Raw genomic sequence first — 24,384 nt, forward strand, 5'->3', positions numbered from 1 at the left:
CCAGATCACAAGGGTAACTCACGCCGCAGGGCAACGGTAGGACTTTCAGCCCCAGTGGCAGGATCAATGGCGATCGCCATCAGGGCAATGGTTCGAACTGTGGCTGGTACATCGATATGTAGCACCGCCTGCCACAGATCGCCATGGCGGTAAAAGTCAAACTCAACTAGCCAGCGTGGCCCAGCAATTAACTCTCCAGTGGCGGCATTGGTAATCCAAACTTTAACAGAGCATCCTCGCTGTGCTAGCGGCAAGTTAACCTTGAGGTGCAGCGGGGAGACCAGCGGATCGGGGGTAAGGGAGAGTTCGGGCGGCTTGAGCAGATAAGGCGTGGTGGTCGCGGTTGGTCTATCTTCCGGTGTAAAGTCCGGTGGCGGAGCTAACTCCGCTAACTGTTGCAAACGAGACCAAAATCGTTCTTGGCGATCGATCGGGAGTTGGGCTGGAGGGGGCACCGTGACTACTGAAAGAGGTTGACAAAAACTGGGGAGATCAACCGTTAAGGGCACCTTGGTGGGTTGCAATTGTGGTGGCAGTTGAAATTTAGCCGCAGGAACAGGTTCTAAGGGAATATCGGCCAGAATGGGTAACTGTGGGCCTGTGGCGATGAGGGAACGGGAGGCGGGTTCGGGGGAGTCAAGCTCCCTCACGGGGGTAACGGGTTTGGGGGGAGGGCTAACCGTCTCTTCTGGTACCGGCAGCACCGTCACCATAAACGCCTGTACTTGGGACAGATCACTGCGTTCCAGAGGTTCACTGGGGAAGACCCGCGCTTCCCCCACCATCACTGGATAGGCGGATAGGTTGGGGAGTGTGCACGTAAACACCCATCCCGAGCCTTGGGCGATGGCCGCCACGGTCTGCTCATGCACCACATCGCGGGTAACGGGGTTGCGCAACCGAATGAGCACTGTTCCGGGTACCCCAAGGGTACCAGAAAGACTCAAGGTTTCATCGGCAAAAATCGTGTAGGCACTCTGGGACAGTTGGATAAGGGCTTGGGGCAACGGCGTGGCAGCGGCAACCCTAGCAGCCTCCTCCATCGTTGAACTGGCGGGTGAGGTGGTCGGCGCTGGGGAGGCCTCAGGGGCAGGCAGCCAATCCCACTCTTCGACCGGGGCAAGAACATCAAGGCCAATGGTGAAGGTTTCAGGGGTCAGTACACCCTCCTGAGTTGCTCGACACTGAAATTCCCAGCGGCCTCCCTGAAGATAGGTAAAGGGCAAAATCCCCATTAGCCCCGTGGAACTACTGCGGTGAATGCGGCGCTGGTAACGCTGTTTAGGGACGCCATGATCATCGTAGAGGTGGGTAATTTGGACTTCAACGGACGTATCGGGAATTGGACAGCGCGCCATCAAGCGATAGCTACCCTCTAGTACCTCAGCCGATGGCGGCTCTAGGGGCAACCACTCGCGATCGCCCTCCTTTTGTAATAAAAATTCCCATGCACCCATAGTTGAACCATTACTTTCCCACTGCTTACGATATTGCATAGAAGACGCATATTTATGCAATCTCCACTGCAAATTGAGTGTCCTTGCCCGAACATCCTAGCCGGTAGCATGGGCGATCGCCAGAGCTTCAGCAACCGTGCAACTGGGCTTGAACAAGCGACACATCATCACTGCCAAACGCATAGGGAGCGGCATACTGCTGAACTTGGCGAATCAAGGCGGGCAACGAGGGCACGCCGTTCTGCTGATGGGCGTGGTGCAGCAGGTCTGCAAAGGCCTCTAGACCCCACACGGTGCTACTAGGGGTTTCAAACTCATAAATGCCATCACTAAAGAGGTAGAGCACAGCGTGCTCAGGAACCTGAAGGCTGTCTTCGTTAAAACTCATGTTTTCAAACATCCCAATGGGAATGCCTGCGGTTTTTAGCTGTTGGACGGAGCAGCTAAGATCGCTAGGGCTGACCAAAAGGGCAGGAGGATGCCCACCACTGGCGTAGGTGAGGATCCGCGTTTGGCAATCGTAAATGCCATACCAAATTGTAAAGTATTTGTCGTGCTGGTCACTCATTTGAAAACCATTATTCAGTGCTTCGAGCACCTTTGCCGGGTGTTGATAGTCAACGGTTGCCCCTGCGTGCCGACTAGTGGCATTGCGCAAGAGATTCAAGACCGACACCGAGGGTAACGCCGCGCCAAGGCCATGCCCAGACACATCAAGGATATAGAGCACAAGATAGCGATCGCCCACCCAAAAGAAATCAAAACAGTCCCCCCCCAACTGGCTCGAGGGTAAAAAATAGTAATTGATTTTCAGGGGAGTATCTTGGGGAGCGGGCAGGAGCGATCGCACGTAGGCAGCGGCTTCATGGAGTTCTGCCTCAAGCAGTTGCTTCTGCTTCAGAAGATCCTGATTCAGTTGATAGAGGCGTAGCCCCGCTTGAATGCGCGCCCGTAACTCATTGGGATCAATGGGCTTGGCCAAAAATTCATCGGCACCCGCATCTAACCCCTGAATACGATCCTCTAATTCCCCCTTGGCGGTCAGGAGCACGAAGAAAATCCGTGATAGATCTGGGTTTTGCTTAATTTGGCGGCACACCTCTAACCCATCCAAGCCAGGCATCATCCAATCACAGATGATGAGCGCTGGTTTTGCTGTGGTGGCGATCGCCAACCCCTCAGCCCCATGACTTGCCACCGCAACACTGTAGCCCAAATCCTTCAGAGTTTTCCGCAGCAGAAGACGAGTGGTGGGGTCATCATCAATCACCAGAATCGTGTAGGGCTGCTGAGCAGGAGTTGGGGGGGTGCCACGCATAAAACCGTGCTGAGGTTGAGGCTCATCTCTACCAGTGTACGGTAGTGCTAAACAGATGAGGATGCATTGTAGTGGTGGACGAAGTACCAACTGGCTCCAATATGGTTCTCCAGCTTTTTGGAAAATGATAGCGTTTTCCTGACTCAACGCGACACTCGCTGACGCAATCGGCAGTTAAACCACTCAATATCGCTGCTTTTGCCACTGTCTTGACCCACACTGTGATGTCGCTTGCTCGGAAAGACCAACCCAAAATCGGTGTAAGCGACTGCACGAGGTAACGTCGTCTTCCCTATCCTTACATCTTTAGGACTACCACTATTTCGCTAAAAAAACGCCCATCTCGGATGTCACGTGCTTCTGAATCTGCTCACGCTCCCGTGTATCCCCTAGGGATGAGCCTCTGAACTAACGCGATACATTAGGTATGTGCTAATAGCAATAATTAAGATTGAGGCAGCCAAAAGTAATAGGTCTAATGGGGTTTTAACCTTGAAGGAAATAAGCTGCTTAAAAAATGTCACCACCAAAGCCATAACAATAGTTTTTAGTAGTTTATCTTTTAATTTATCTAAGCTCTGGGACTGCATCAAGGAAATATCAGTATTTGTATCTCGAGATAAGCCTGCATCTATCTTAGAAATAAACAGTTCATAAATGCCGAGGGCAAATAGTAATAGAATAATCCCAATTAAATAAAGATCGATTCCGGTAATAATATACCCCAATGTTTTAACATAAATAGTCGAATCACCATAGTTACTAAATTGAACGCCCAAGCCTTGAAGAATTTCGTGACTGCCCAGAATAAACAGTGCGAAAGTACTCAGAAGACTAAAAATCACTGGAATAATCACAAAGATACGAAAATACCAGAGAACAGGCTCAACCAGTCTCTCTAGCTGGGACATTCGTCTCATGAGGTGAAAACCTAAAATGATGAAGAAGGTGCTAACATCTTACCAGAGTCTTCATTATTAACTGGTATTAACTGCGATTAACTGTTACAGGATATTACAGGAGTCTCTGCGAGGCACTTACAGGGTGAGCTGTGCAATGAGTTGTTCCCCCATGGCTTGACAACCCACTAAGATACAGCCTTCGGTCATCAGATCGCTGGTGCGATACCCCTGCTCTAAAACAGCCAAGGTTGCCTGTTCAATAGCCGTGGCGGCAGCGGGTTGATTAAGGCCGTAACGCAGCATCATTGCAGCACTAAGTACCATAGCCAGTGGATTTGCTTTGTCTTGCCCGGCAATATCTGGGGCTGAACCATGGACGGGTTCAAACACTCCTGGGCCGCTGGCACCAAGACTGGCAGAGGGTAGCATACCAATACTACCGGTGAGCATTGCTGCAATATCGGAAAGAATATCCCCAAAGAGATTGCCGGTCACAATGGTGTCAAACTGTTTGGGTGAGCGTACCAGTTGCATGGCGGCATTGTCCACGTACAGATGGGTTAGTTCAACATCTGGATACTCGGCACTCAATGCAGTGAGGCGATCGCGCCATAATTGCGACACCTCTAGCACGTTGGCCTTATCCACAGAGCACAACTTTCGTTGCCGTTTGCGAGCCGTTTCAAAGGCTACCCGCCCAATGCGATCCACTTCTGTTGCGGTGTAGGCCATCGTATTCACGCCGCGAGCCTCTCCCGACTCTGTTGTGAAAATACCGCGAGGCTGGCCAAAATAAATGCCGCCCGTTAACTCGCGCACAACCATGAGATCCACCCCCGCCACCACCTCTGGTTTCAGGGAGGAGGCATTGATCAATTGGGGCAAAATTTTCGCTGGGCGCAAGTTGGCAAATAACCCCAAGCCAGCGCGTAACTTCAGTAAACCGGTTTCTGGGCGCAAGGGTSGGGGGRGGGTATCCCACTTTGTGCCGCCAATGGCCGCAAGTAATACGGCATCGCTTTGACGACAAGTCTCCAGAGTTGCTGCGGGCAAAGGCTCTCCCACGGCATCAATGGCACATCCTCCTATTAGGGCAGGGACAAATTCAAAGTCCAAGTTAAAGCGAGGGGCGATCGCCCGTAAAACGTTGAGGGTGACCTCCGTAATTTCCGGCCCAATACCATCCCCAGCCAACACAGCAATTCGATACGCAGTGGTCATTGCCATCTTCAGAGCAGCAATCTCTAACTGTAGCGCATCTTGACCGTGTACTTGCGCTATCGACGGCATAACTGCCTGCTAGCTTGCCGATAGCCCCTGTTCTTGCCGTGCCAACGCAGTCATGGGGAAGAGATCACAAGCAAGCCCTAGGCATTGGCGGACGCGGGCAGTCGCTGGGGCGAGGCACTCACGACTTCAACCGTTAGGGTGACACCGAATTGGCTTTCAAAGGGGTCTTTCTTGTAGTTCACGCTCCAAACTTCCAGCTCACAGCGATCGTCGGGATGGCTGGCATAAACGGAGAGAATGAGTTCTCTCTGGGGCGATCGCCACTCACAGGTAATGTGATCCACTGCGCCAATTTGGCGGCGATCCAAGGCTGAGGCAATGCGCAGGATAGCACTAAGTTCTTCCACGAGTTGCCGTTGTCGCCGTCCGGTTAAATGGCGAAAATTATCGTGCTTTTTCTTGGGGGGACTTTTGCGATGATAGCGACAGAGATTAGCAATCACTTCAATGTCCCCATCGGTGTAACCCAGCAGCCCCCCGTGGCGCACAAGGTAGTAGGAGTGCTTATGGTGTGCCGAATGGCTCACGTAGTGGCCAGCATTGTGGAGAATCGCTGCGGCCCAAAGCAATTCCCGCTCGGCGTCTGTCCACTGATGCAGCGTTCCTTGGGTGTGATCAAAAAGTGTTAGGGCAAAATCCGCCACCCGCTCACTACTGGCTAAGTTGACGTGGAACTTTTGCGCCATGCTATAGGTACTGCGCTGCCGCACCGAGCTTTGATAGCGCAGCCGATCCTCAATGAGGCCATGGGTGAGCATCCAATCCACAATAATGCCTTCCCGCAGGGCGCGATCGCAGGTGATCAGGCTAGACTGCCCCAGCATATCCATGGCTTCTGCCAAAATCACGGCTCCCGCCACAATGATTTCAGCCCGCCGCTCTGACATCCCTAGCAGTTGGCAGCGTTGGTTAACGTTCAACCGCCGTAGCTTGCCAAGGAGGTGTTGTAAATCCGCCAGAGTCAGCTCATACCCCTGTAGGGAGGTTGGGCAACTGCCGAGGCGAAGGCAGGTATGCAACATCATCAGGCTTTCAATGGTTCCTGACGTCCCCACCAATTGGGGGGTCTCGTCGGGCTGAAGGTGGTCGCGCAATTCTTCCACGGCCCGATCGAGCATCCCCCGTACGTAGGCACGCAGGGCGCTATAGTCATGGTCATTAATGGGATCACTTTTTACGAACAAATCCGTTAGCCGTACCGCCCCCACTTTGGTACTGCTGAGATAGCGGGGTTCGTGGCCATCTCCCAAAATTAATTCTGTTGAGCCGCCGCCAATGTCGATGATGATGTGCGGCTTACCGTTCAACTCTAGTCCTGAGAGCACTCCCAAATAGATGCGTCGGGCTTCCTCTTCGCCAGAAATCAGATCAATGGTTAAGCCTGTTTGTTCCTGCACTCGCGCCAGAAACTCTCGCCCGTTGGGGGCTTCGCGTACAGCGCTCGTGGCTACGCCAATGATGTCTTCGGCCTTTAGGCTAGTCGCTAGTTCTCGGCATCGCCGTAGAGTGGCGATCGCCCGCGCCATGGCTTCCTCAGTCAGTTGCCCCGTCAACTGGCAGCGCTCCCCCAGCCGCACCATATCTTTTTCGGCGGCAATAATTTTGAAGCTGGGTAAGCTGGGCTGAATTTGCACTACCACCATGTGGATCGAGTTAGTGCCAACATCAATAGCGGCGAGAATGCGATCGCTGAGATTGATCGGTCGCCACAAATGCAGATGTTGTTCAGCAGCCATGGGAGTTCAGCGGGGAGACAATCATCCCCTATACTACCGTAACTTTTGAGGGGTTCAGTTGGGGGCTGCACCGGTGCTTGCCTCTCAAATGGTTAGTCGGGTTCATTTTCTAGCATGGCTTTTGCCTCTTGCAATTGTTGTTTATGCGCCTCGCTCATGACCGGATAGTGCAGGTCTAGACTAGCCATCTTTTGATAGATAAAATGAGCTACCATTAGGCGGGCAAACCACTTGTGGTTCGCGGGAATAATATGCCACGGTGCCCACGCCGTACTGGTGTAACGAAACACATCAGCGTAGGCATCTTGGTAATCCTGCCAATGGCTGCGATCGCGGGCGTCGTCTAGGGAAAATTTCCAGTTTTTTTCCGGTCGGTTAATCCGCTCTAGGAAACGTTTCTTTTGCTCATCCTTAGAAATATTTAAGAAAAATTTCAAAATGAGTATCCCATTGCGGCTTAGATAGCGCTCATAACAATTGATGTCCTTAAAGCGATCGCGCCAGATGTGCTTGCCCTTTGCCTCCGGAGGGAGTTGTTGCCGATTGAGGAGGTCGGGGTGCACCCGCACCACTAATACCTCTTCGTAGTAGGAGCGATTAAAAATGCCGATGCAGCCGCGCTCGGGAAGGGCGCGGTTGGCTCGCCACAGATAATCATGATCTAAATCTTCAGCACTGGGTGCCTTAAAACTATAGACACTACAGCCTTGGGGGTTCAGACCACTCATCACGTGCTTAATGGTGCTATCTTTGCCCGCTGCATCCATCGCCTGAAAAATAATTAACAGCGCATAGATATTTTGGGCATAGAGAATATCTTGGTAGGCGGCAAGTTTTTTAATGCCTGCTTCTAAAAGCTCCCGAGCTTCAACTTTACTTTTTAAGCCCGCAGTATCGGCGGGGKCGTAGTCCTGCCAATGAAATTTTTCACCAATGGGGACAATATAGCGTTTAGGATTAATCTGATCCAGAAAATCTTGGGGAATCATTACGGAGAACTCGGCGGTTTCACTGTATCCTAGCCTACATTCTCTGAAAGTATAAAAATCAAATCTCAGCCGCTTGCGACCTATGGTTAACAAATTGTATAGGTTGCCAGCAAAGGCGGATTCTCTTTGTATGCTGTATCAATAGGCGGGCATCGCCCCTCATGTTGCGAGTCTGTTGCTGGGGCGCAAAGGGGTAACCGCACTGTTGTTACTGCGTTAGAGACGAGACGACTGTGGCTCCAATCAAACCCCATAAACTGGATCTGGATGCGAGTTACCCCTGTCCCTGCCGCCGTCAAGGGGAATTGATGCCCATTGCCCTCACCGATGCCTTTGGCTGTCGCCGTTGCCAGCAAATTTTTGTTGTCCGCCCCGATGGGTTTTCCATAGAGCAGTTGGCCACCACCTACCCCTACAAGCGCGCTTGGTATTGGACAGGGCTACAGTGGAGTGTTTTGCAGCGTGGTTTTTCGGAAAACTACTGGTATTTCGCCATTGGCCTGAGCTTCTTCTTACTCATGCCTATCCTTTTGTGGTTGCCTTTGCTTCTACAATTATCCTTAAAACCGGAAGGGCTGCTATGGATTATTGCTTCCCTGCTGTTAGCACTCACCCCTGCCTTTTTGGTCTGGGTCGCTCTATCGCGCCGCTAGGTAGCGTCTCCTAATGCTATCGGAGTTGTTAGAGGCTGCGCGTTTTGCCAGTACTCAGCTTGCCCAAGCCTCCTACAGCAGTCGTCAGGAGGCATTGCTGGCTCTAATTAATGCCTTAAAGACGGCTGAGCCGCTATTGCTGGAGCAAAATACCCTCGACCTAGAATCGAGTCGAGACTTAGCGGTGTCTGGTATTGTTTTGGGCTGGCTACGGCTAACCCATGAGCGTTTACAACGGATTACCCGCTGGTTAGAGCAGCTCTACCAAGCCCCAGATCCGTGGGTACAGGCATTGCCCACCGGCAGAAACACCTTTCGCTATGCGGTTCCCTTGGGGGTGATCGGTTTAATCTATGAGGGGTTACCCACCTTAAGCTTGCTCATGGCAGGCTTGGCACTCAAAACGGGTAATGCTTTAGTAATGTGGGGGGGAGCCAGTAGTCGGTTTACCGCTCAGGCGATCGCCAATGTTCTGCAGGATGCCCTCAGCCGCACCTCCCTACCCCTAAGTAGCCTACAAACCTTACCTTTTGAACTACCCCCTGCCAGTTGGCTATCCCAGCCCAAGGCAGTGGATGTGGCGATCGCCCACGGGCGTTCTCGCTTTCTTGCAGAGCACCGCAGTGCCACTTGCTGTCCGTTTGTTCCCCTTGCCCTAGGCAATAGTTATCTGGTGTGGGATGGTTCAGTTTCGCCCGAGGTCATTCTTAGCTGTATTCAGCAAAGCCATGATGGCTCTCCCGATCGTCCCCTCGCCATTGAAAAGATCATTGTGCTTGCAGGGGTCAATCCTTCGCATCTCACCTTTGTGATGAATGAACTCGCCCAAGCGGGGTACAAGTCAGCGGTTGACGAGTATCTGCGGGCAACCTATCCCGAATTACCTATGGTGGATGCGACGGAGTGGAGCCTTCCTTACCTGAACCAACGGTTGGCTTGGCACTACGAAGAGGATTTAGGCAAAGCGATCGCCTGGATTAACCACTACGGCACCGCCGCCAGTGTCATTGCCACGACCCATTACCAAGATTGCTGTCAGTTTTATCAGCAGGTGCACACCCCCCTTGTCTATCTCAATCGATCCCCGCAGTTAGAACGGCTGAGCGCCTTGGCGATCGGGGTTGTGGCCGAACGGGGTGCCTACCAAGGGGTTATGGGGATTGAGCAGTGGCTGAGCACGAAGCAAATCTGGCTTTAGTTGCCTGCTGGGGTTGGCGGATTGGCCTCTGGCAGTAAGGGGCTGGGAGCAGTAGTTGGCGGCGGTTGGTTGAGTTCTGGGTCTTCGGGGCGGCGTTGGGGAACTGGCATATGGAAGAACAGGGCGGCCATCACGGCTAGGCTGGCAGCGCCAATCCCCAAGGGAGTCAGTTGTTGCCGTAGGGGCACCGCAGGGGCGATCGCCCGGCGTGGCAACGAGGAAAAGGTAGGGGTAAGAGTGGGCAAGGTTTGACTATCACTACAGAACTGGTCAAGGGCTTCTACAAGATCCGCCAGTTGCAACCAAGTGAGGCAGATCTCCACCATCCGTGCCGATGTTCCCTCCGGCAGCAGCAACAGATCCCCAGGAATCCGCAGCCACACCTGATTAAAGGACTGTGTGTCCACTTGAATAGCCTGCTGGGGCGATCGCCGCAGTTTAACCCCACTAAGCCACGTCTGGGCTGCGGCAGGCACACTGCTCAGTAACGCAACCAAGAAATCTTTTCCCCCCTTGAGGGGAGCAGGTTGCCCCACAATCTCGCACTCACACACCGTCACCACATCTAATTGTCCAGCCCCATGACCTTGGCTGCTCAGCCCCTCAATGCGTAGCGTACAGTTGGGCAGACTATACTGACGTTGCAACAGCATTTAACTCACTTCCCCATCAAATAAACTAAACCATAGCCGCTCCATCCCCTTCGTTCCAGCGCACAACAATAACTGCACCAATAATTGCAGCGCCAATTCATTCAGGGCAGAGTTGTCTTTGTAAAGAAACAGCCCTGAGCGTTGAAGATTCATCCGTTTACGAAAATGCCGTCGAAACCGATCCAGATACTCCGCCAGCGGCGCATAGGTCTCTGGTGGGAGGTTTTGAGCGTGGAGTTGATCCAGCACCAACAACAAATGACGTAGTGTGGCCGTATGCCGTCGAGCCACCTGTACCACAATGGCGGTCAGTGCTTTGGTTTCGCTCAACGGTAAAGGGGTTCGCTGAGTCACTTGACGAAAGGGGTTTGTGCAGCGAATTTGCCAGAAGATCACACGATTGGGAATCATAACCTGCAGTTGTAGGTCTCGCACCACCTGCAGCATTAATTCCGATGCATTCAAATCCACCGACTCTAGGGCTAACAGCAACAGATCCAGTTGCCAGCGGGCACGCCGGGGACACACACTAATTCCGGGAGGATCCGGCAGCACCGCCAACATTGGTGGCAGTAACTCGGCGGGTGTCGATTCAATTGTTGCTGGCATCGAGTTTGCCGTTTCCATAAATCTAAAATGCCCACTATACAGCCCAAAGGTAACATTGGCCATAGCCTAGACGATAATACCCTAAGGATTGCCCTAGGCCACAGCACCTATGACGATTGCTCCTTATCTCTATGTTGCGCAACCTCGGGGCTGTTGGAAAAGCAAGCTAGACTTGAGGAGTGTCTTGGGAGTCAGCTTGATGAGTAACGATATTCCTGCTAATGCCTACGTCATCCTTGGTCTTGCCCATTGCTTTGTCCAAGTGGACGGGAAATTACAACCCGTGCAAATTATTGAACCCATTCCCTCAGCAGCCCTCGAAGCGCTCCTACACGGCCTACCCACCTCCTACAGCGAGGCTCATGCCCTGACCTACAGCCAAGCAATAGACACTGCCAATGTCCTGAGCCACTTTCCCAGCACAGCACACCTGTGTGATGACTACGGCGAACGCCTAGCGGCAGCCACCCGCACCTATATCGCCCGTCCCCAGAGTACGGCTCATATTCCCCTTGGCGATACCTATCGTGACTTTAATACCTCCACCGAGCGCAAGCGAGTCCTCAACTCTGAGCGCATGGTGACAGCCGCAGATAACATCAAGCAACACGCCTACACCCATCAAGTACTCTAGGGATAGACTACGAGGACATACGTCATGGTGAGTGAAGTTCGCCCTTCTTCCCCTTCCTTGGCTGCGGATGCCACAGACTGGGTGGAAATTATAGAAACAGTGATTTCGGGATTACATCAGGGGGAGGCTCCCCTCGTCGGCCAGACAGAAACTGGCAAAATTTGGATGTTTCGCTATGGCAGCGCAGAGGTATTTGTGCAGTTGAGTGGCTATAGCGAAGAAGACTTCCTCACGATTTGGTCTCCTGTCTTGGCTTTACCGGTGGCGGATCTGCTGGGGCTGTACCGTCGATTGCTGTCCCTTAATTGGTTGACCACGCTGGAGGCTCACTTTGCCATTGCAGAGGAACAGGTACAGGTGGTGGCAACTCGCACTTTAGCTGGGATCACTGCGGCAGAAATTGCTCGACTCATTACCATTGTAGCAACGTTGGCAGATGACTACGATGATGCCCTACAGGCAGAATTCGGCTAATCTCTGACCGTGAGTGATGGGGGAATCAGAGCCTCGCAGTAGGAATCTGCTGGATGCTATGGTAAAAAACGTTACCCAAGCCCGCTCGGCAATCCTCCTAAAAAGTCTAAGAAGTCAATGTCTGCCACCCTGCCTGCCTTTGTTGAACAGCTACTCACCGCTGCAGCGTATCCCCATCCGGTCGCTGCGCCGATTCAACTCCTGCAAACCCATATTTCCTACGTTTTTTTGACCGGAGACTACGCCTACAAGGTGAAAAAGCCGGTGGACTTTGGGTTCTTGAACTTTACAACCCTCGATAAGCGCCGGTTTTATTGTCAAGAAGAACTACGCCTGAATCGCCGTCTTGCCCCTCAGCTTTACCTTGAGGTGGTGCCGATCCTGCAGCGGGGCGATCGCTACTATATTGGCATTGGCGCTAACGAGGCGATCGCTGCTGACACCCCCATTGTGGACTACGCCATTCGCATGCGGCAGTTTGACCAGTCACAACTATTTTCACACCTGTTCGCTGCCAATGAACTCAGCCCATCCCTCATCGAGTCCCTTGGTAAAGAACTGGCATACTTCCACACCACTGCTACCACAACCCCTGAGATCACCAGTTTCGGTTCCCCCAGTGCCATTGCCCAAGTGATCAATAACTGCCATACCCTTGCTGAGCAGTTTATTGACCGCTGTCAACCGCGCAGCCAGTACGATGCCATCCAAGCCTTTACAAATCAATTTCTGGCCACGCATCAAGACTGGTTTGTTGAGCGCCAAGCGGCGGGCAAAATTCGTGAATGCCATGGCGATCTGCATTTGAACAATATCTGTGTTTACAACGGTCAGGTGCAGATTTTTGACTGCATTGAGTTTAACCAAGAGTTTCGCAATATCGATGGCATTTACGATGTGGCGTTCTTGATGATGGATTTGGAGTTTCGTGGCCGCTCAGACTTGGCGAATTTATTTTTGAATACCTATCTGGAATGGAGTAGTGACTACGAAGGGGCTAGGCTCTTGCCGCTGTACCTGTGTGTGCGTGCCTATATTCGCGGCAATGTGAATTCCCTTGCCCTCAATGATCCCGCCATTAGCGACTCTGAGAAAGCCCAGATTCAGGCCACTGCGGCTGCGTACTACGAGGCGGCCTACCACTACACCCAACCCCGTACCCCTAAGCTCTATGTCATGTCTGGCCTTTCGGGTGCAGGGAAAAGCACTCGGGGGCGGCGCTTGGCGCAACAGGAAAACGCCATTCAAATTCGCTCTGATGCAGTGCGCAAGCACTTGGCGGGGATCCCCCTCGACCGCCACAGTCGTGATTTCCCCGATGTAGATCTCTACTCTCAGGCCATGACCCAGAAAACCTACGATCAACTGCTGGCCTACGCAGAACTACTGCTTAAGCAGGGGCATACCGTGATTTTAGATGCCAAGTACGATCGCTGTGATCTGCGCCGCCCGGTGATTGAGTTGGCGGAACGTCTTGGGGTGCCCCTAGAAATTCACTACTGTAGTGCGCCACCGCAGGTGCTCTCCCAGCGCCTTAGCGATCGCCAAGGGGATATTGCCGAAGCCACCCCTGACCTCCTTCCTACGCAAATGGCCTCGTTTGAACCCTTTGAAGGTGCTGAAGAGCGTTACGTCCGCCATGTGTGTGAGTATCCTGAGGAGACTCTGGTTTAGCTTAATCGGCGGGAAGCCCCGCACTGTATCTTTAGGTCAGTGTCGGGATAACGCCGTGTTTGTTGAGCGTGGCTCAATAGCACCGAAGCAAACCATATTCAACGTATCAATTGCCAACACGTTGATGCCGCTTGCTCCGACAGACCTGATCGTAAGCGACTGCACACCTTACCATGGGCTACTAATAAGGGTAAAGGCTGACCAATAGCGGGGATGACGAAAGTCTAGGGAGTGATTGAGTTGCAGGGTTGTGGGTAAGGGAAGTTGGGTGTCTCCTAGCCAAAGATGGTCTCCGTTAGCCCTAACCTCTCCTCGCAAAAGCCGGATCTGAGCTTGGCGCAGGGCTTCACCTTTGGTGCTCCTGCGGGGAAGCTGACGATAAAACTCACTCATGAGGGCAAGCGTGCCAACGTCATCCACATACCACAGGCTAGCAACCGCAGACTTGACCCCTGCTTGGAGGGCAACGCCTGCAAACCCTAACTCGGCATTGCGATCGCCCACGGCAGTTCGACAGGCGCTCAAAACTAACAGTTCAAGGGTCGGGCTACGCCAATTCAGGCGACTCATCTGTGACAAGGTGAGCCGTTGATCCCACAGTTGAATGTAGGAGTTGCTAGGTGCTCCCGGTCGAAATTCGGCATGGGTTGCAAAGTGCGCAATATCAAAGGATTGTCGCCGTAGGGTTTGCTCAAGATTACCGAGGGTAAATTGTTGATTAAATAGTTCACGGGAGGTCGGTGCCGCTGCGTTGAGAAAGTGTTGTAGCGCCCGTAGTTCAACCGGCACAGCGGGTAGGGGAGTCAAGCCTGGAAAGGTAGATGCCCCCATCGCCAACACCCGTGGCCGCTGCAGGCGGCGATAGTCGTGGTCAATGAGGTTAAAGGCAGGGATGCGGCTCAGGCTATACTTTTCGATGAGAAACTGCTGACCATCGTGAAGCGCTGCCAACGGTAGAGTGCGGATACCACTACCCAGACAAAATAAGAGTACTTCAATGCCTTGGGGTTTGAGATAGGTCTGCTCAAAGGGTTCAATAATCCAACGGTATAGCTGTTGGCTACTGGCAAAATAGTCAATATTTTTCAGGGGATGGGAAACAGCCCACTGAAAGGATTGAGCCACAGGTAAAAAGATTTCCTGACGTGCTTCTTCCAGATCCACCACAATAGGGGGTTGGTTTGGGGTGATCAGGACAAGGTGAAGGTCTTGGGCTCGGGGAATAACCCACAGGACAGCGGTTTTCTTGCCAGTGGCACGACTAATTTGATCAAGGCTGCGGGCGATCGCCACCGGATCTTGGGTGACGTCAGCCAGATCTCGACCAAAATAATCATCGTACTCCTTCTTGATGCGGGTCTCCATGTTGAGTACGGCACGGCTGAGACTCTGTGGTACCCTAGGGGCGATGGTGGCTGCCTGGGCTGATGTCATACCAAAAGCCAAGCTCAGAGACGCGATCGCCCCCCACTGCAACAGGAACATGGCACTCACCCTTTAGATAGCGTCAGTAGTAGCATCAAAAACTAAAGTTTAGTCACGAGCTAGGTTTTCAAAACGAGTGTACTGGGGATCAAATAACAGTTTAACCGTGCCCACCGGCCCATTCCGGTGCTTAGCTACCAAAAGTTCACAAATTCCCCGATCTGGTGTATCAGGATTGTAATACTCATCGCGATAGAGCAGGATCACCAAGTCTGCATCCTGCTCAATTGAGCCGGATTCTCGTAAATCTGACATCAGGGGGCGCTTATTTTGGCGGGCTTCAACCCCACGGCTAAGCTGGGAGAGGGCAATGACCGGTACATTCAGTTCCCGCGCCAGTCCCTTTAGGGCACGGGTAATCTTCGAGAGTTCTTGCACCCGCCCTTCAGTGTTTTCCTCTCCCCCCATTAGTTGTAGGTAGTCAATGAGAATCAGTCCCAGCCCATTAGCATGTTCAGCATGGAGCCGTCGCGCGGTCGAGCGGATTTCTCCTAAGCTTGGGTTGGGCGTATCGTCAATATAGATCGGTAGCTGGGAGAGTAGGCCAATGGCGCGACTGAGGGGTTCCCACTGGTGTTGGCTAATCCGGCCTGCCCGTAGGTAGTTACTGTCAATGCGGGCTTCGCTGGCCAATAATCGCTGTACCAGTTGCTCTTTAGACATTTCCAGACTGTAAATCGCCACCCCCAAGCGATGAATTTCCGCAATGCGGCGGGCAATTTGCAGGGCGATCGCTGTTTTACCCATCGACGGCCGCCCGGCAATAATAATCAAATCCGAGCGTTGAAAGCCTTGAGTCATATTGTCGAGGTCGTAAAAGTTGCAGGACAACCCCGGTTGCACATTGCCGAGCGCCCGCTGCTCTAACTCTGTAAACGTGCGGGTGAGAATTTCGTCAGTGCGGGTTAACCCCTGCTGAATGCGATCCTGCGTCACGCTAAAGATTTGCTGCTCTGCTTGATCCAGAATTGTTTCTAAGCTGAGGCTAGTGTCGTAGGCCAATTTAACAACATTTGTACCCGCCTCAATGAGTTTACGGCGGAGGKACTTTTCCTTGACCAGTAGGGCGTAGCGATCGATATTGATGGCGCTGACGGTGCGATCCAGCAACTCGGCAATTTTGTTTTGCCCCCCCACTTTCTCCAGTAGGCCCTGATCTTGTAGCCACGCCGTTATACAGAGAAAGTCCGTTGGGCTGCCACGGCTGTGCAACGACAAGGCGGCTCGATAAATCTCGCGGTGAGCACTGAGGTAAAAGGCCTCCACCGGCAAAATATCAATAACACGGTTAATGGCCTCCGGATCTAAGAGAATACCCCCCAAAATCCATTCTTCCGCTTCAAGATTCTGGGGGGGCAGCAACTGACTATCGGGCTGGAAGCTCGGCTCTTGCACCATTGAGCATTACAGCATTAGTCGGGAACAACTTGAATGCTGAGCTTGACACTCACTTCGGGGTGCAGCTTGATGTCAGCGGTATAGGTTCCCAATTTACGAATGTCCGGTAAGGTCATATTGCGGCGGTCAATGGTTTCGCCGGTAATTGCCTGAATGGCATCCGCCACATCTTGAGGGGTAACACTGCCAAAAAGAGCCTCGTTTTCGCCAACCGGCATTGAGATGGTGATGGTTGCTAATTTTTCGAGGGTGGCTTTTTGTTTTTCAGCAACCCCTTTCAGCTCTGCCAATCGCTGCCGCTCTAGTTCTTGCAGACGGGCAACCCGGCGCAGGGCACTGGGTGTTGCAGGTTCAGCAATCCCCCTTGGCAAGAGGTAGTTACGGGCATAGCCAGGGGCAACCTCTACCACTTGACCCATTCGCCCAAGTTTATTCACGGTTTCATTTAAGACGACTTGCACCCGCTTTGCCATGGGTATCCTCTTTGCTCACGTACGATTAATCGGTTAAACAGCCATAATACTGTTTTGAGACAAATAACTATTTTACAGGATTGTGGCGGCGATCGCCTTGGTGCACAAAAAAGGGCAGAACCAGTGTTCCACCCTTGTTCTTGAATGAAGCAACGTTGAGCAGTCCCTAGAGGGGATGAAATAGCAAATCTGGGTAAAAGCGGTTGAATTCAATCAGAATCCCGGCAGTAATGGTCATCCACAATGCGGCTAGCACGGGAGCCGTTGAAAGGTAGGTTAAGAGGTGTTTAGTTTGCATAGAGCAGTCTCCTTAAGGGTTAGCGCGGGGAAACAGTAATTTCGTTGTCTTTGGCGGTCAGCTCACCAGAGGCTAACTCTTTCAGTGCGGCTAAGGGCCATGCAAACCCCGTGAGCATGCACTTAATGGCAAGGGGCACATCAATGATGATTTCTTTTTCATTCGCTTCGCCACTGTTGCGGACAGCGATTAGGTAGGCACGACCAACCCAGCCAATCCAGCCAGTGATGAACAGAAAGAGAGCGCTGGGAATTAAAAAGTCACCCGCACGGCTGAGACGACCATCAACGACGAGGTGGGGCAGCCCATCCTCACCACACAGCGCTTGGCTGTAACGCTCAAAACGCTTTTGTCCCGAGGCGGGATCCGCAGTGGTGTTAACAGCCGCAGCGGCACGCTTTTGAAAGGCTGGGGAATCTTTACAGGGGACGAGTCCGGCGACATCGGCAGAGGCAAGGGGCGTAAAGCCAATCCAGAGACTCAGGACTAGAAGTAGGGCTAACAATCGACGCATGGAAGTGTTGTCCTCAAATGCAGACAGGTCAAAGTGTTTTTCACAGAGTCAGCAGCGACTCGTTCAAGAGCCACACTGGCTATTGAGAGGTGGAAGCCCCCCAAACGCTGACATCATTCTAACGGATGGACTTGAACCCAACTCCCTTAAGAAAGTTAATAATTTTTACAACAACGTTAGATGGCGTGAAGGTTTTTGCAACCGTTGGCGCTGAACGTCAAGCCGTGGGGTTGATTCGTTCTGCGTAGGGCTCAGCGTCTGCCACAGTAATGATGGTTCCGTTAGGCTGCGTTAAAGGCTCATGCGGTTTTATGAGTGCTTGCTCCTTTACAAAGGATAAAACGATTGCCGAAGCTGCGGTCACAGCGTTCAACGAGCAGTATAGTGCGGGTGAGTTTACAGAGATTTTTGAGGCAGCGGATCCACGCTTCTAGGAAACTACGAGCCCTGAGGAACTAACGAACATTTTAGCGACTGTCCAAGAGCGCTTAGGGTCTGTTGAAGAGATCAACCAAGCCTCATGGACGGTAGAGGCTATCCCCGAAGGCTCCCTCGTCAAATTGGCCTACGATGTGGAATTTGCCGAAGCCAGTGGCACTGAAGAATTTGATTACCTGATTGCCGATGGAGAAGCCCGGCTCTTGCGCTTTAAATTTATATACCGATAACGTATTTACGCCACTCTTGGTGCGTCCCTGTACGTACGTGCTTGGTGACTTCAAAGTACAAACTGCTAATGGGGCGGCGGGGCGTTTGCCGCAGGGGCATACTGGCTTCTTTGGGGGTTCGGTTACCCTTTTTGACATTGCAGCGCACGCAGGCAGTCACAATATTTTCCCAACTCTCACCACCTCCACGGGACTTTGGCACCACATGATCCAGAGTGAGTTCGTCACCTGTATAACCACAGTATTGACACGAATGATTATCACGGTGCAGGATATTGCGGCGAGTCAGCGGAATTTCTTTATAGGGGGTGACCACGTAGTGCCGCAGGCGAATGACTGTGGGCAATGGAAAGTTGTTATAGACCAGCTTCCCGTTGTGCTCAATTTGCTCTGCTTTGCCCTTAATTAAAAGAACAACGGCTCGCTGCCAACTCGTAATATTGAGTGGTTCGTAGGAGGCATTGAGTACCAGAACCTTTGCCATACTCGTTGACACACGGCATCCCTACCGATAATAGCATATTTTGCTGCTGCGATTTTAACCCAATCAGCTTTAGCGATTCATATGCTCGGCAAGAAGTGCTTGGGCACGGGGTTTATAGAGCAGATAAAACAGCGATTCCATGTAGCGCATCATATCTTCACGATTTTCTTGAGAGGAGAAGTTCCAGAATCCGTAGATTTTTGCGAGGGACAGTAAGCGGGTACAGTGAATTTTCCACGTGTAAGTGCTATAGACCCTCTCTATCCCTGCTTTAGAAATGCTGTGCCAGTAGTTGGGATCGCGATCGCACCGCTCTAAAAAGGCAACTATTGTGTCCGCCATTTCTTCAAGGTGGGTGGGGTTAATGTAAAAGCCGTTGATACCGTCTTGAATAATTTCCAACGGGCCACCAAACCGCGTACCAAAGGTAGGCAGGCCAGTGATCATGGCTTCTAAGATCGTCAGACCAAAGGCTTCAAAGAGCGCGGGCTGCACAAATACCCCTTGATGGTCGGCAATAATGCGATAAACTTCGCCGGAGTCGGCTTTGGGCAAGCGCACCCCTAACCAGCGAATTTTATCGTGGAGATCGTACTGGTGAATGATTTGATAGAGCTTTTCAATTTCACTGATTTCTTCGCGATCGCTAGACTCTTCGGTGCGCAGTTTGCCGGCCACCAGAATGAGATTACAGTGCTCTTGCAGAGCTTTACTGCGGCCAAAGGCTTCTGCTAGGCCGGTGAGGTTTTTAATGCGGTCTAAGCGAGCCATTGAAAACAGAGGGCGTTTTTCCGGGTGACTGAGGTGGCCATAGACCTGCTGGGGGTCATCTAGGGTAAAGAGTAATTCCTCTAACCGTTGGCGATCGCCCTCGAGGCGGTCTCCCTGTTGATAGTAGGGGAAATATACTTGCTCATTGACGCCGGGGGGCACCACATTAAACTTGGGGCTAAACAGTTCAATGCCATTGACGACATGGTACAAGTCCGGCATCGTGAAGGATTGGTAGGACTCGTACTGGCCAATGCTGTCGGGAGTGCCAACAATTTCTTGGTAGGTGCTGCTGATAATAAAATTGGCAGCATTCATGGCAATTAAATCCGCCGTAAACTGCAGGGAAAAGTGGTATTTATCCTCCAGATCTTGCCAGTAGAGGTTACTAAAAAGATACTTGGATTTTTCAAGGGCATGGGCAATATTGCACTGGGTGACCTTGAGGCGGCGCGCCAGTAAAAATGCCACCAAATTGCCATCGGAATAGTTGCCAATAATGAGATCTGGCACATGGCCAAACTCAGCCCGTAGTTCGCGTTCGGCATCAATGGCGAAGGTTTCAAGGTACGGCCAAATTTCAAAGCGGGATATCCAGTTTTGGGTCACCGCGGGGTTAAACTCTCGGAAGGGCACCCGCAAAATCCATGCATCAGTGGTACCGTAAATTTTTTCGAGGCGCTGGTTGCAAAGGGTTCCCTCAGCATTGGGAATCAGGCGAGTGAGGACAATAATTTTCGGGTGGACATCAAGAACATCTAGCCCCGCCAGCTCCAGATCTTCACGGATTTGTTTTTCAAGGCTTTTCACCTGATCAAGGATATAGACAACTTGGCCGCCAGTGTCGGGTCGCCCCAGCACCCCCTCTTGGCCAAACCAACCGTGGGGCGAAATCAAGGCAATCCGAAAGATCATCGGAATCCGCGATACAAAGGCTTCGAGAACTTGGTGATCGGGAGAGTCCAGCAGTTGATCCAAAATTTCAAGGGTGTCGCGTACTCGCGCGGCGGTGTTCCCCCACCCCGGTTCAAAGCCGAGGGTTTGCAGGTCAAAGCGGAATTCGTTGTAGGGTTCAGCCGCCGGGCGATCGCCGAGGTGAATAATGGCTTGCTTCACCTGTTCTGAAAGATGCTGTGGTGAGCGTATCCGCTCGTTGATCAACAGTTGACAGCCGTTGTAGCGGTGAACTTGTAGGAAGTTAAAGAGGTTTTGCTGCCATTGGCGTGGATCTTGGAATAGCTTACTAGACAGATAGCGATTGAGGAAGGCCACGCCTTTGCCAATATTTTTGGAGTCGCGAATCGTGGGGGAATAGTCGTAGAAGGGCTGAACATCAATTTCAAACACATCCCCTTCGTTAGGATGGTAGCGATTCACAAAGCGATCGCGCAAGTCCAGTAGCTCTGGTACCGACATTGGCACAATGGTTAAGTCTTCAAGGAGTCGATACACCTCCTGTTGGGCAATCCGAGGACGAATAATCCAGCATAGGCTTTCATTATCAACAATAATTTCTTGGGTAAAGAAGATGAGCTTACCTAAGCGCGACTGAGTCATAGGAGTGTTAGGTTTGCCCTGTTCACGGCAGTACTCATCAAAGGCCGCTAAAATTTCGTTGCGCAGCAAATAGCGTTTCTCGCCAAGCTGCAAAATACGGACAAACTGACGCAGGTCACTGCGTTCGTCGCTTTCGACCACTGATTTGAGGAGTAGGGATGTCATCGAAAAAACCTAGATCACAACAACACCTTAAACTCTAGACGGGGCTGGAGTAAAGCACGTTTCTCCTGACGCTAAAACTGCCTTAGGCTGCATCATTCGACTCATTACAGGCTCAAAAATACGCCAAGAGAAGCCGCCCTCAAGCTTGTTCTTCAACCTCAGCGGCGGCTGACGCTGAGTCATGGCTCAGCGGATTAAGCACTACAATAGCGCTATGCCTGCAATAGCGCCATGCCTGCTGAAGTAGTGGACATTCTCAGTGCCGAAGACCTGCGGCGCACAGTGACCCGGTTGGCCTCCCAAGTGGTTGAGAAGGCACGGGAGAACCTAGGGGCGATCGTCCTGCTGGGGATCCACACCCGCGGGATTCCCCTCGCACAATTATTGGCTCAGCAAATTGAGTCCCTCGAGGGGCTGTCTGTGCCGGTGGGGGCGCTCGATATTACCTTTTACCGCGATGATCTTGACCGTATTGGCCCGCGTACGCCTCAGCAAACCACCATTCCGGTAGATTTGAGTGGGCGCATTGTGCTACTGGTGGATGATGTGATTTTTAGTGGCCGTACTGTGCGCTCTGCCCTTAATGCTGTCCATGACTATGGGCGACCCAAGGCCATTTGGCTATTAGTCCTCATTGATCGGGGGCACCGCGAATTGCCAATTCATCCAGATTTCACCGGTAAAGTTTTACCCACTGCCCGCGATGAAGTGGTCAAGGTGCTGTTGCAGCAGACGGATGGGCGAGACGGGGTCGAGTTGTGGAAGCCTGCCGTCTAGGCAAGGCCATCAGCCGTTAGTAAGACCTTGTACAGCCCCGGTCGGCGATCGCGAAAGAAGCCGTAGGCGGCGCGGAGCCGCTCAATAGCAGCCAGATCAAATGCGTGTACTAGAACCGCCTCATTGGAGCGATCGGCGACTTCTACTAGATCACCACGCGGATCGGCAATAAACGAACTGCCGTAGAAGACGTGACCATCTTCGTCCCCAACACGATTGGCGGCCACAATGGGAATCACATTGGCCACCGCATGACCCACCATCACCCGCTGCCATGGGTCTTTTGTATCCAAGGTGGGATCGTGGGGCTCACTCCCAATGGCGGTGGGGKACAGCAGAACCTCTGCCCCCATCAAGGTCATCGCTCGGGCCGCCTCAGGAAACCACTGATCCCAGCAGATCCCAACCCCTACCTTGCCGTAGCGGGTGCGCCACACCCGAAAGCCGGTGTTCCCAGGGCGGAAATAAAATTTTTCTTCGTAGCCAGGGCCGTCGGGAATGTGACTTTTGCGATACACTCCCAAGGTAGTACCATTGGCGTCAATCATGGCCACACTGTTGTAATAGACGGTGCCGGCTTTCTCAAAGAAAGACACCGGAATTACAACCGCCAGTTCTCGTGCCAAGGCTTCAAAGTGGGCGATGGTGGGGTGATTCCTGACGGGGTGCGCCCGTTCAAAGTAGATGTCCCGCTCTTCCTTACAAAAATAATGGCCTTCGAAGAGTTCGGGTAAGACGATGACCTGTGCACCCTGACGGTGGGCTTGCCGAACTAGCTCACTCAGGTGCTCAATATTGGCATCTAGGTCGTCACTTAGTTTTGCTTGAACGGCAGCAACAGTTAGTGTTTTCATAGCTCCTGCTGGGTGATGCAATGGAAGGCACCGCCCCCTTCTAAAAGGGTACGAGCACTCAAGCCAATTGTGGTGCGGCCAGGAAAAAGCTCTGCGATCGCGGCAACGGCTTTGGCATCTGCTTCAGTGCCGTAGGTGGGCACCACAACGGTGGTATTGGCAATATAAAAATTCACATAGCTGGCAGGTAAAATCTCCCCTTGGGTGCTGGTTACGATTCCCGGAGAGGGCAGGGGAATAATTGTGAGCGATCGCCCCCGGGCATCCGTAAGCTGCTGTAACTGTTGATAAATCGCACTGAGAACGTCGTAGTTCGGATCCTCGCGGCTCCAAGGCAGCATACACACCACTGTTGCCGGTGCCACAAAGCGCACCAAGGTATCGATATGGCCGTCGGTGTGATCGTTGGCAAGCCCCGATTCAATCCAGAGAACTTTTTCCACGCCGAGGGCATCCCGCAGCTGTGCCTCGACCTCAGCAACCGTCACACCCGGATTGCGGTTGGGGTTGAGTAAACATTGCTGGGTACTCAGGCAGGTTCCCTCGCCATCCACCTCAAGGGCACCCCCTTCTAAGGTCAGGGATAGGGTGCGGTAGGGCAACCCCATCAATCTAGCTAAGCGGGGGGCTAGCTCGGCATCGCCCGCTAGCTCGTACTTCTTGCCCCAGCCATTAAAGGGTAAGCACAGGAGTTGGCGATCGCCCTGCTCATTCACTAAGCTAATAGGAGCCGTATCTCGCAACCAAATATCGCCAAAGGGCACGCGGTGAAACTGCGGCTGCAATGCACCAAGGAAAGACTGTGCCTCACGCTCTCCGGCCTCATCGAGAACTAGGATGTTCAGCGGCTCACCGTGACAGCAACCCGTCTTGGGGTCAGGGTTAGCGATCGCCCGGCACAACGCTGTAAACTCAGCGCGCACCCGCGGCAATAAATCTCCCCACAATGCTTCGTGGCTAGGAAACGCTAACCAACAGGCACGATGGGGCTGCCATTCCGCAGGCTGAAAAAACGAGGTCGGCGAGATGCCCATTTACCTCTTTTTGCTTGCTTTAGAGGGATTGGCCTTAGCAGCAGCCTTGTCAGTGCCTTTCTTGCCCTTAGGAGTTTGCTGAGCTTTGGTGCTACCACTGTACTTGCGGCGGAAGCGCTCGACCCGCCCCTCCGCATCTAGAATTTTCTGAGTGCCGGTAAAGAAGGGGTGGTTCCCCGACCAAATGTCCACATGGAGTTCTGGCTTCGTTGACCCGACGGTCATCACCACTTCACCATCACAATAAACTTTGGCCTCAGGGTACCATTGCGGATGAATGTTAGGTTTGGGCATAGGAACCTCGCAAAAACGATAGAAC

General features: G+C 52.5%; 25 protein-coding genes and 1 pseudogene. 7 read left to right on the forward strand and 19 right to left on the reverse strand.

All coding sequences use genetic code 11. The annotated features are described in order from the left end of the window. Positions 1 to 5: 5 nt before the first annotated feature. From L5470_RS10900 to L5470_RS10930, 7 genes and pseudogenes are all read right to left on the reverse strand, one after another. Positions 6 to 1,457 (reverse strand): hypothetical protein, encoded by a 1,452-nt coding sequence (locus L5470_RS10900; RefSeq protein WP_499499995.1) that lies wholly within the window; start codon positions 1,455 to 1,457, stop codon positions 6 to 8. 127 nt (positions 1,458 to 1,584) lie between these two features. Next, positions 1,585 to 2,775, reverse strand: a complete 1,191-nt coding sequence (locus tag L5470_RS10905; RefSeq protein WP_499499997.1) for a PP2C family protein-serine/threonine phosphatase — start codon at positions 2,773 to 2,775, stop codon at positions 1,585 to 1,587. Positions 2,776 to 2,822: 47 nt separating this feature from the next. After that, positions 2,823 to 3,047 (reverse strand): annotated as a pseudogene (locus L5470_RS10910) (IS1 family transposase); the annotation flags it as partial. A 117-nt stretch (positions 3,048 to 3,164) separates the two neighbouring features. Continuing rightward, the gene (locus tag L5470_RS10915) at positions 3,165 to 3,695 is read right to left on the reverse strand and encodes a YqhA family protein (RefSeq protein ID WP_099797559.1); all 531 of its coding nucleotides are present in this window, start codon (positions 3,693 to 3,695) and stop codon (positions 3,165 to 3,167) included. Positions 3,696 to 3,812: 117 nt separating this feature from the next. Beyond that, the gene (gene leuB / locus L5470_RS10920; RefSeq protein WP_499500024.1) at positions 3,813 to 4,898 is read right to left on the reverse strand and encodes a 3-isopropylmalate dehydrogenase; all 1,086 of its coding nucleotides are present in this window, start codon (positions 4,896 to 4,898) and stop codon (positions 3,813 to 3,815) included. Positions 4,899 to 5,044: 146 nt separating this feature from the next. Continuing rightward, positions 5,045 to 6,703 carry a Ppx/GppA phosphatase family protein gene (locus tag L5470_RS10925; RefSeq protein ID WP_499500000.1) on the reverse strand — a complete coding sequence of 553 codons (1,659 nt, stop codon included), beginning with the start codon at positions 6,701 to 6,703 and terminating at the stop codon, positions 5,045 to 5,047. 92 nt (positions 6,704 to 6,795) lie between these two features. After that, a complete protein-coding gene (locus L5470_RS10930) occupies positions 6,796 to 7,692 on the reverse strand; it encodes a polyphosphate kinase 2 family protein (protein WP_499500002.1) in 897 nt (298 codons plus the stop codon). Between the two features lie 233 nt (positions 7,693 to 7,925). Here L5470_RS10930 and L5470_RS10935 point away from each other — a divergent pair, with 233 nt between their 5' ends. Further along, entirely contained in the window at positions 7,926 to 8,345 is a 420-nt protein-coding gene (locus L5470_RS10935) for a hypothetical protein (RefSeq protein ID WP_099797563.1), read from the forward strand. Positions 8,346 to 8,358: 13 nt separating this feature from the next. Beyond that, the gene (locus L5470_RS10940; protein WP_499500004.1) at positions 8,359 to 9,543 is read left to right on the forward strand and encodes an aldehyde dehydrogenase family protein; all 1,185 of its coding nucleotides are present in this window, start codon (positions 8,359 to 8,361) and stop codon (positions 9,541 to 9,543) included. Here the strand turns inward: L5470_RS10940 and L5470_RS10945 are convergent. Together L5470_RS10945 and L5470_RS10950 are read right to left on the reverse strand one after the other, a co-directional pair. Further along, the gene (locus L5470_RS10945) at positions 9,540 to 10,196 is read right to left on the reverse strand and encodes a DUF4335 domain-containing protein (protein WP_499500005.1); all 657 of its coding nucleotides are present in this window, start codon (positions 10,194 to 10,196) and stop codon (positions 9,540 to 9,542) included. The genes L5470_RS10940 and L5470_RS10945 overlap by 4 nt on opposite strands. Further along, positions 10,197 to 10,823 carry a DUF3038 domain-containing protein gene (locus L5470_RS10950; protein ID WP_099799761.1) on the reverse strand — a complete coding sequence of 209 codons (627 nt, stop codon included), beginning with the start codon at positions 10,821 to 10,823 and terminating at the stop codon, positions 10,197 to 10,199. Between the two features lie 181 nt (positions 10,824 to 11,004). Between L5470_RS10950 and L5470_RS10955 the strand changes: the two genes are divergently transcribed. From L5470_RS10955 to L5470_RS10965, 3 genes are all read left to right on the forward strand, one after another. Further along, positions 11,005 to 11,439 (forward strand): hypothetical protein, encoded by a 435-nt coding sequence (locus L5470_RS10955; RefSeq protein ID WP_499500006.1) that lies wholly within the window; start codon positions 11,005 to 11,007, stop codon positions 11,437 to 11,439. A gap of 24 nt (positions 11,440 to 11,463) precedes the next feature. Beyond that, the gene (locus L5470_RS10960; RefSeq protein ID WP_448515261.1) at positions 11,464 to 11,913 is read left to right on the forward strand and encodes a YbjN domain-containing protein; all 450 of its coding nucleotides are present in this window, start codon (positions 11,464 to 11,466) and stop codon (positions 11,911 to 11,913) included. 117 nt (positions 11,914 to 12,030) lie between these two features. Next, positions 12,031 to 13,587: a bifunctional aminoglycoside phosphotransferase/ATP-binding protein gene (locus tag L5470_RS10965; RefSeq protein WP_099797566.1), complete on the forward strand. Its 1,557-nt coding sequence runs from the start codon at positions 12,031 to 12,033 to the stop codon at positions 13,585 to 13,587. A 168-nt stretch (positions 13,588 to 13,755) separates the two neighbouring features. Here L5470_RS10965 and L5470_RS10970 read toward each other — a convergent pair whose 3' ends face one another. From L5470_RS10970 to L5470_RS10990, 5 genes are all read right to left on the reverse strand, one after another. Then, a complete protein-coding gene (locus L5470_RS10970) occupies positions 13,756 to 15,072 on the reverse strand; it encodes a CHAT domain-containing protein (protein ID WP_499500007.1) in 1,317 nt (438 codons plus the stop codon). 48 nt (positions 15,073 to 15,120) lie between these two features. Further along, on the reverse strand, positions 15,121 to 16,470 hold the full coding sequence (gene dnaB / locus L5470_RS10975; RefSeq protein ID WP_499500008.1) for a replicative DNA helicase: 1,350 nt from the start codon (positions 16,468 to 16,470) through the stop codon (positions 15,121 to 15,123). A 14-nt stretch (positions 16,471 to 16,484) separates the two neighbouring features. Then, a complete protein-coding gene (gene rplI / locus L5470_RS10980; protein ID WP_499500009.1) occupies positions 16,485 to 16,943 on the reverse strand; it encodes a 50S ribosomal protein L9 in 459 nt (152 codons plus the stop codon). A 166-nt stretch (positions 16,944 to 17,109) separates the two neighbouring features. Beyond that, a complete protein-coding gene (gene psaJ, locus L5470_RS10985; protein WP_099797570.1) occupies positions 17,110 to 17,241 on the reverse strand; it encodes a photosystem I reaction center subunit IX in 132 nt (43 codons plus the stop codon). Positions 17,242 to 17,260: 19 nt separating this feature from the next. Further along, positions 17,261 to 17,755 carry a Photosystem I reaction center subunit III gene (locus L5470_RS10990; RefSeq protein WP_099797571.1) on the reverse strand — a complete coding sequence of 165 codons (495 nt, stop codon included), beginning with the start codon at positions 17,753 to 17,755 and terminating at the stop codon, positions 17,261 to 17,263. A 311-nt stretch (positions 17,756 to 18,066) separates the two neighbouring features. Here L5470_RS10990 and L5470_RS10995 point away from each other — a divergent pair, with 311 nt between their 5' ends. Beyond that, positions 18,067 to 18,189 carry a hypothetical protein gene (locus L5470_RS10995; RefSeq protein WP_257790488.1) on the forward strand — a complete coding sequence of 41 codons (123 nt, stop codon included), beginning with the start codon at positions 18,067 to 18,069 and terminating at the stop codon, positions 18,187 to 18,189. A gap of 220 nt (positions 18,190 to 18,409) precedes the next feature. Here the strand turns inward: L5470_RS10995 and L5470_RS11000 are convergent, their stop codons facing one another. Then, complete coding sequence (locus tag L5470_RS11000; protein ID WP_099797572.1) at positions 18,410 to 18,907, reverse strand: HNH endonuclease; 498 nt, start codon at positions 18,905 to 18,907, stop codon at positions 18,410 to 18,412. 69 nt (positions 18,908 to 18,976) lie between these two features. Next, positions 18,977 to 21,400, reverse strand: a complete 2,424-nt coding sequence (locus L5470_RS11005; protein WP_448527455.1) for a sucrose synthase — start codon at positions 21,398 to 21,400, stop codon at positions 18,977 to 18,979. 231 nt (positions 21,401 to 21,631) lie between these two features. Between L5470_RS11005 and pyrR the strand changes: the two genes are divergently transcribed. Then, positions 21,632 to 22,177, forward strand: a complete 546-nt coding sequence (gene pyrR / locus L5470_RS11010) for a bifunctional pyr operon transcriptional regulator/uracil phosphoribosyltransferase PyrR (protein ID WP_099797573.1) — start codon at positions 21,632 to 21,634, stop codon at positions 22,175 to 22,177. On the opposite strand, the gene aguB is transcribed toward pyrR, so the two are convergent. From aguB to rpmE, 3 genes are read right to left on the reverse strand one after another with little or no spacing between them, the layout of a single operon-like run. Beyond that, a complete protein-coding gene (aguB, locus tag L5470_RS11015) occupies positions 22,174 to 23,031 on the reverse strand; it encodes an N-carbamoylputrescine amidase (RefSeq protein ID WP_499500010.1) in 858 nt (285 codons plus the stop codon). The genes pyrR and aguB overlap by 4 nt on opposite strands. Beyond that, complete coding sequence (locus L5470_RS11020) at positions 23,028 to 24,065, reverse strand: agmatine deiminase family protein (RefSeq protein ID WP_499500011.1); 1,038 nt, start codon at positions 24,063 to 24,065, stop codon at positions 23,028 to 23,030. The genes aguB and L5470_RS11020 overlap by 4 nt, the downstream gene beginning before the upstream one ends. Further along, on the reverse strand, positions 24,066 to 24,359 hold the full coding sequence (gene rpmE / locus L5470_RS11025; RefSeq protein WP_499500012.1) for a 50S ribosomal protein L31: 294 nt from the start codon (positions 24,357 to 24,359) through the stop codon (positions 24,066 to 24,068). Positions 24,360 to 24,384: the final 25 nt, after the last annotated feature.

The sequence above is a fragment of the Synechococcus sp. PCC 6717 genome (genome assembly GCF_022698185.1).
Classification (GTDB): domain Bacteria; phylum Cyanobacteriota; class Cyanobacteriia; order Thermosynechococcales; family Thermosynechococcaceae; genus Thermosynechococcus; species Thermosynechococcus lividus.

What these genes read in the sequence shown, in the direction of transcription:
- L5470_RS10940 (WP_499500004.1), top strand. Translation starts at nt 8,359, where the DNA reads ATGCTATCGGAGTTGTTAGAGGCTGCGCGTTTTGCCAGTACTCAGCTT.
- L5470_RS10945 (WP_499500005.1), bottom strand. Translation starts at nt 10,196, where the DNA reads ATGCTGTTGCAACGTCAGTATAGTCTGCCCAACTGTACGCTACGCATT.
- L5470_RS10950 (WP_099799761.1), bottom strand. Translation starts at nt 10,823, where the DNA reads ATGGAAACGGCAAACTCGATGCCAGCAACAATTGAATCGACACCCGCC.
- L5470_RS11005 (WP_448527455.1), bottom strand. Translation starts at nt 21,400, where the DNA reads ATGACATCCCTACTCCTCAAATCAGTGGTCGAAAGCGACGAACGCAGT.
- L5470_RS10970 (WP_499500007.1), bottom strand. Translation starts at nt 15,072, where the DNA reads ATGTTCCTGTTGCAGTGGGGGGCGATCGCGTCTCTGAGCTTGGCTTTT.
- rplI (WP_499500009.1), bottom strand. Translation starts at nt 16,943, where the DNA reads ATGGCAAAGCGGGTGCAAGTCGTCTTAAATGAAACCGTGAATAAACTT.
- rpmE (WP_499500012.1), bottom strand. Translation starts at nt 24,359, where the DNA reads ATGCCCAAACCTAACATTCATCCGCAATGGTACCCTGAGGCCAAAGTT.
- L5470_RS10955 (WP_499500006.1), top strand. Translation starts at nt 11,005, where the DNA reads ATGAGTAACGATATTCCTGCTAATGCCTACGTCATCCTTGGTCTTGCC.
- L5470_RS10960 (WP_448515261.1), top strand. Translation starts at nt 11,464, where the DNA reads ATGGTGAGTGAAGTTCGCCCTTCTTCCCCTTCCTTGGCTGCGGATGCC.
- L5470_RS10915 (WP_099797559.1), bottom strand. Translation starts at nt 3,695, where the DNA reads ATGAGACGAATGTCCCAGCTAGAGAGACTGGTTGAGCCTGTTCTCTGG.
- L5470_RS10965 (WP_099797566.1), top strand. Translation starts at nt 12,031, where the DNA reads ATGTCTGCCACCCTGCCTGCCTTTGTTGAACAGCTACTCACCGCTGCA.
- L5470_RS11020 (WP_499500011.1), bottom strand. Translation starts at nt 24,065, where the DNA reads ATGGGCATCTCGCCGACCTCGTTTTTTCAGCCTGCGGAATGGCAGCCC.
- L5470_RS10990 (WP_099797571.1), bottom strand. Translation starts at nt 17,755, where the DNA reads ATGCGTCGATTGTTAGCCCTACTTCTAGTCCTGAGTCTCTGGATTGGC.
- L5470_RS10995 (WP_257790488.1), top strand. Translation starts at nt 18,067, where the DNA reads ATGAGTGCTTGCTCCTTTACAAAGGATAAAACGATTGCCGAAGCTGCG.
- L5470_RS10900 (WP_499499995.1), bottom strand. Translation starts at nt 1,457, where the DNA reads ATGGGTGCATGGGAATTTTTATTACAAAAGGAGGGCGATCGCGAGTGG.
- L5470_RS10905 (WP_499499997.1), bottom strand. Translation starts at nt 2,775, where the DNA reads ATGCGTGGCACCCCCCCAACTCCTGCTCAGCAGCCCTACACGATTCTG.
- psaJ (WP_099797570.1), bottom strand. Translation starts at nt 17,241, where the DNA reads ATGCAAACTAAACACCTCTTAACCTACCTTTCAACGGCTCCCGTGCTA.
- L5470_RS11000 (WP_099797572.1), bottom strand. Translation starts at nt 18,907, where the DNA reads ATGGCAAAGGTTCTGGTACTCAATGCCTCCTACGAACCACTCAATATT.
- pyrR (WP_099797573.1), top strand. Translation starts at nt 21,632, where the DNA reads ATGCCTGCTGAAGTAGTGGACATTCTCAGTGCCGAAGACCTGCGGCGC.
- L5470_RS10925 (WP_499500000.1), bottom strand. Translation starts at nt 6,703, where the DNA reads ATGGCTGCTGAACAACATCTGCATTTGTGGCGACCGATCAATCTCAGC.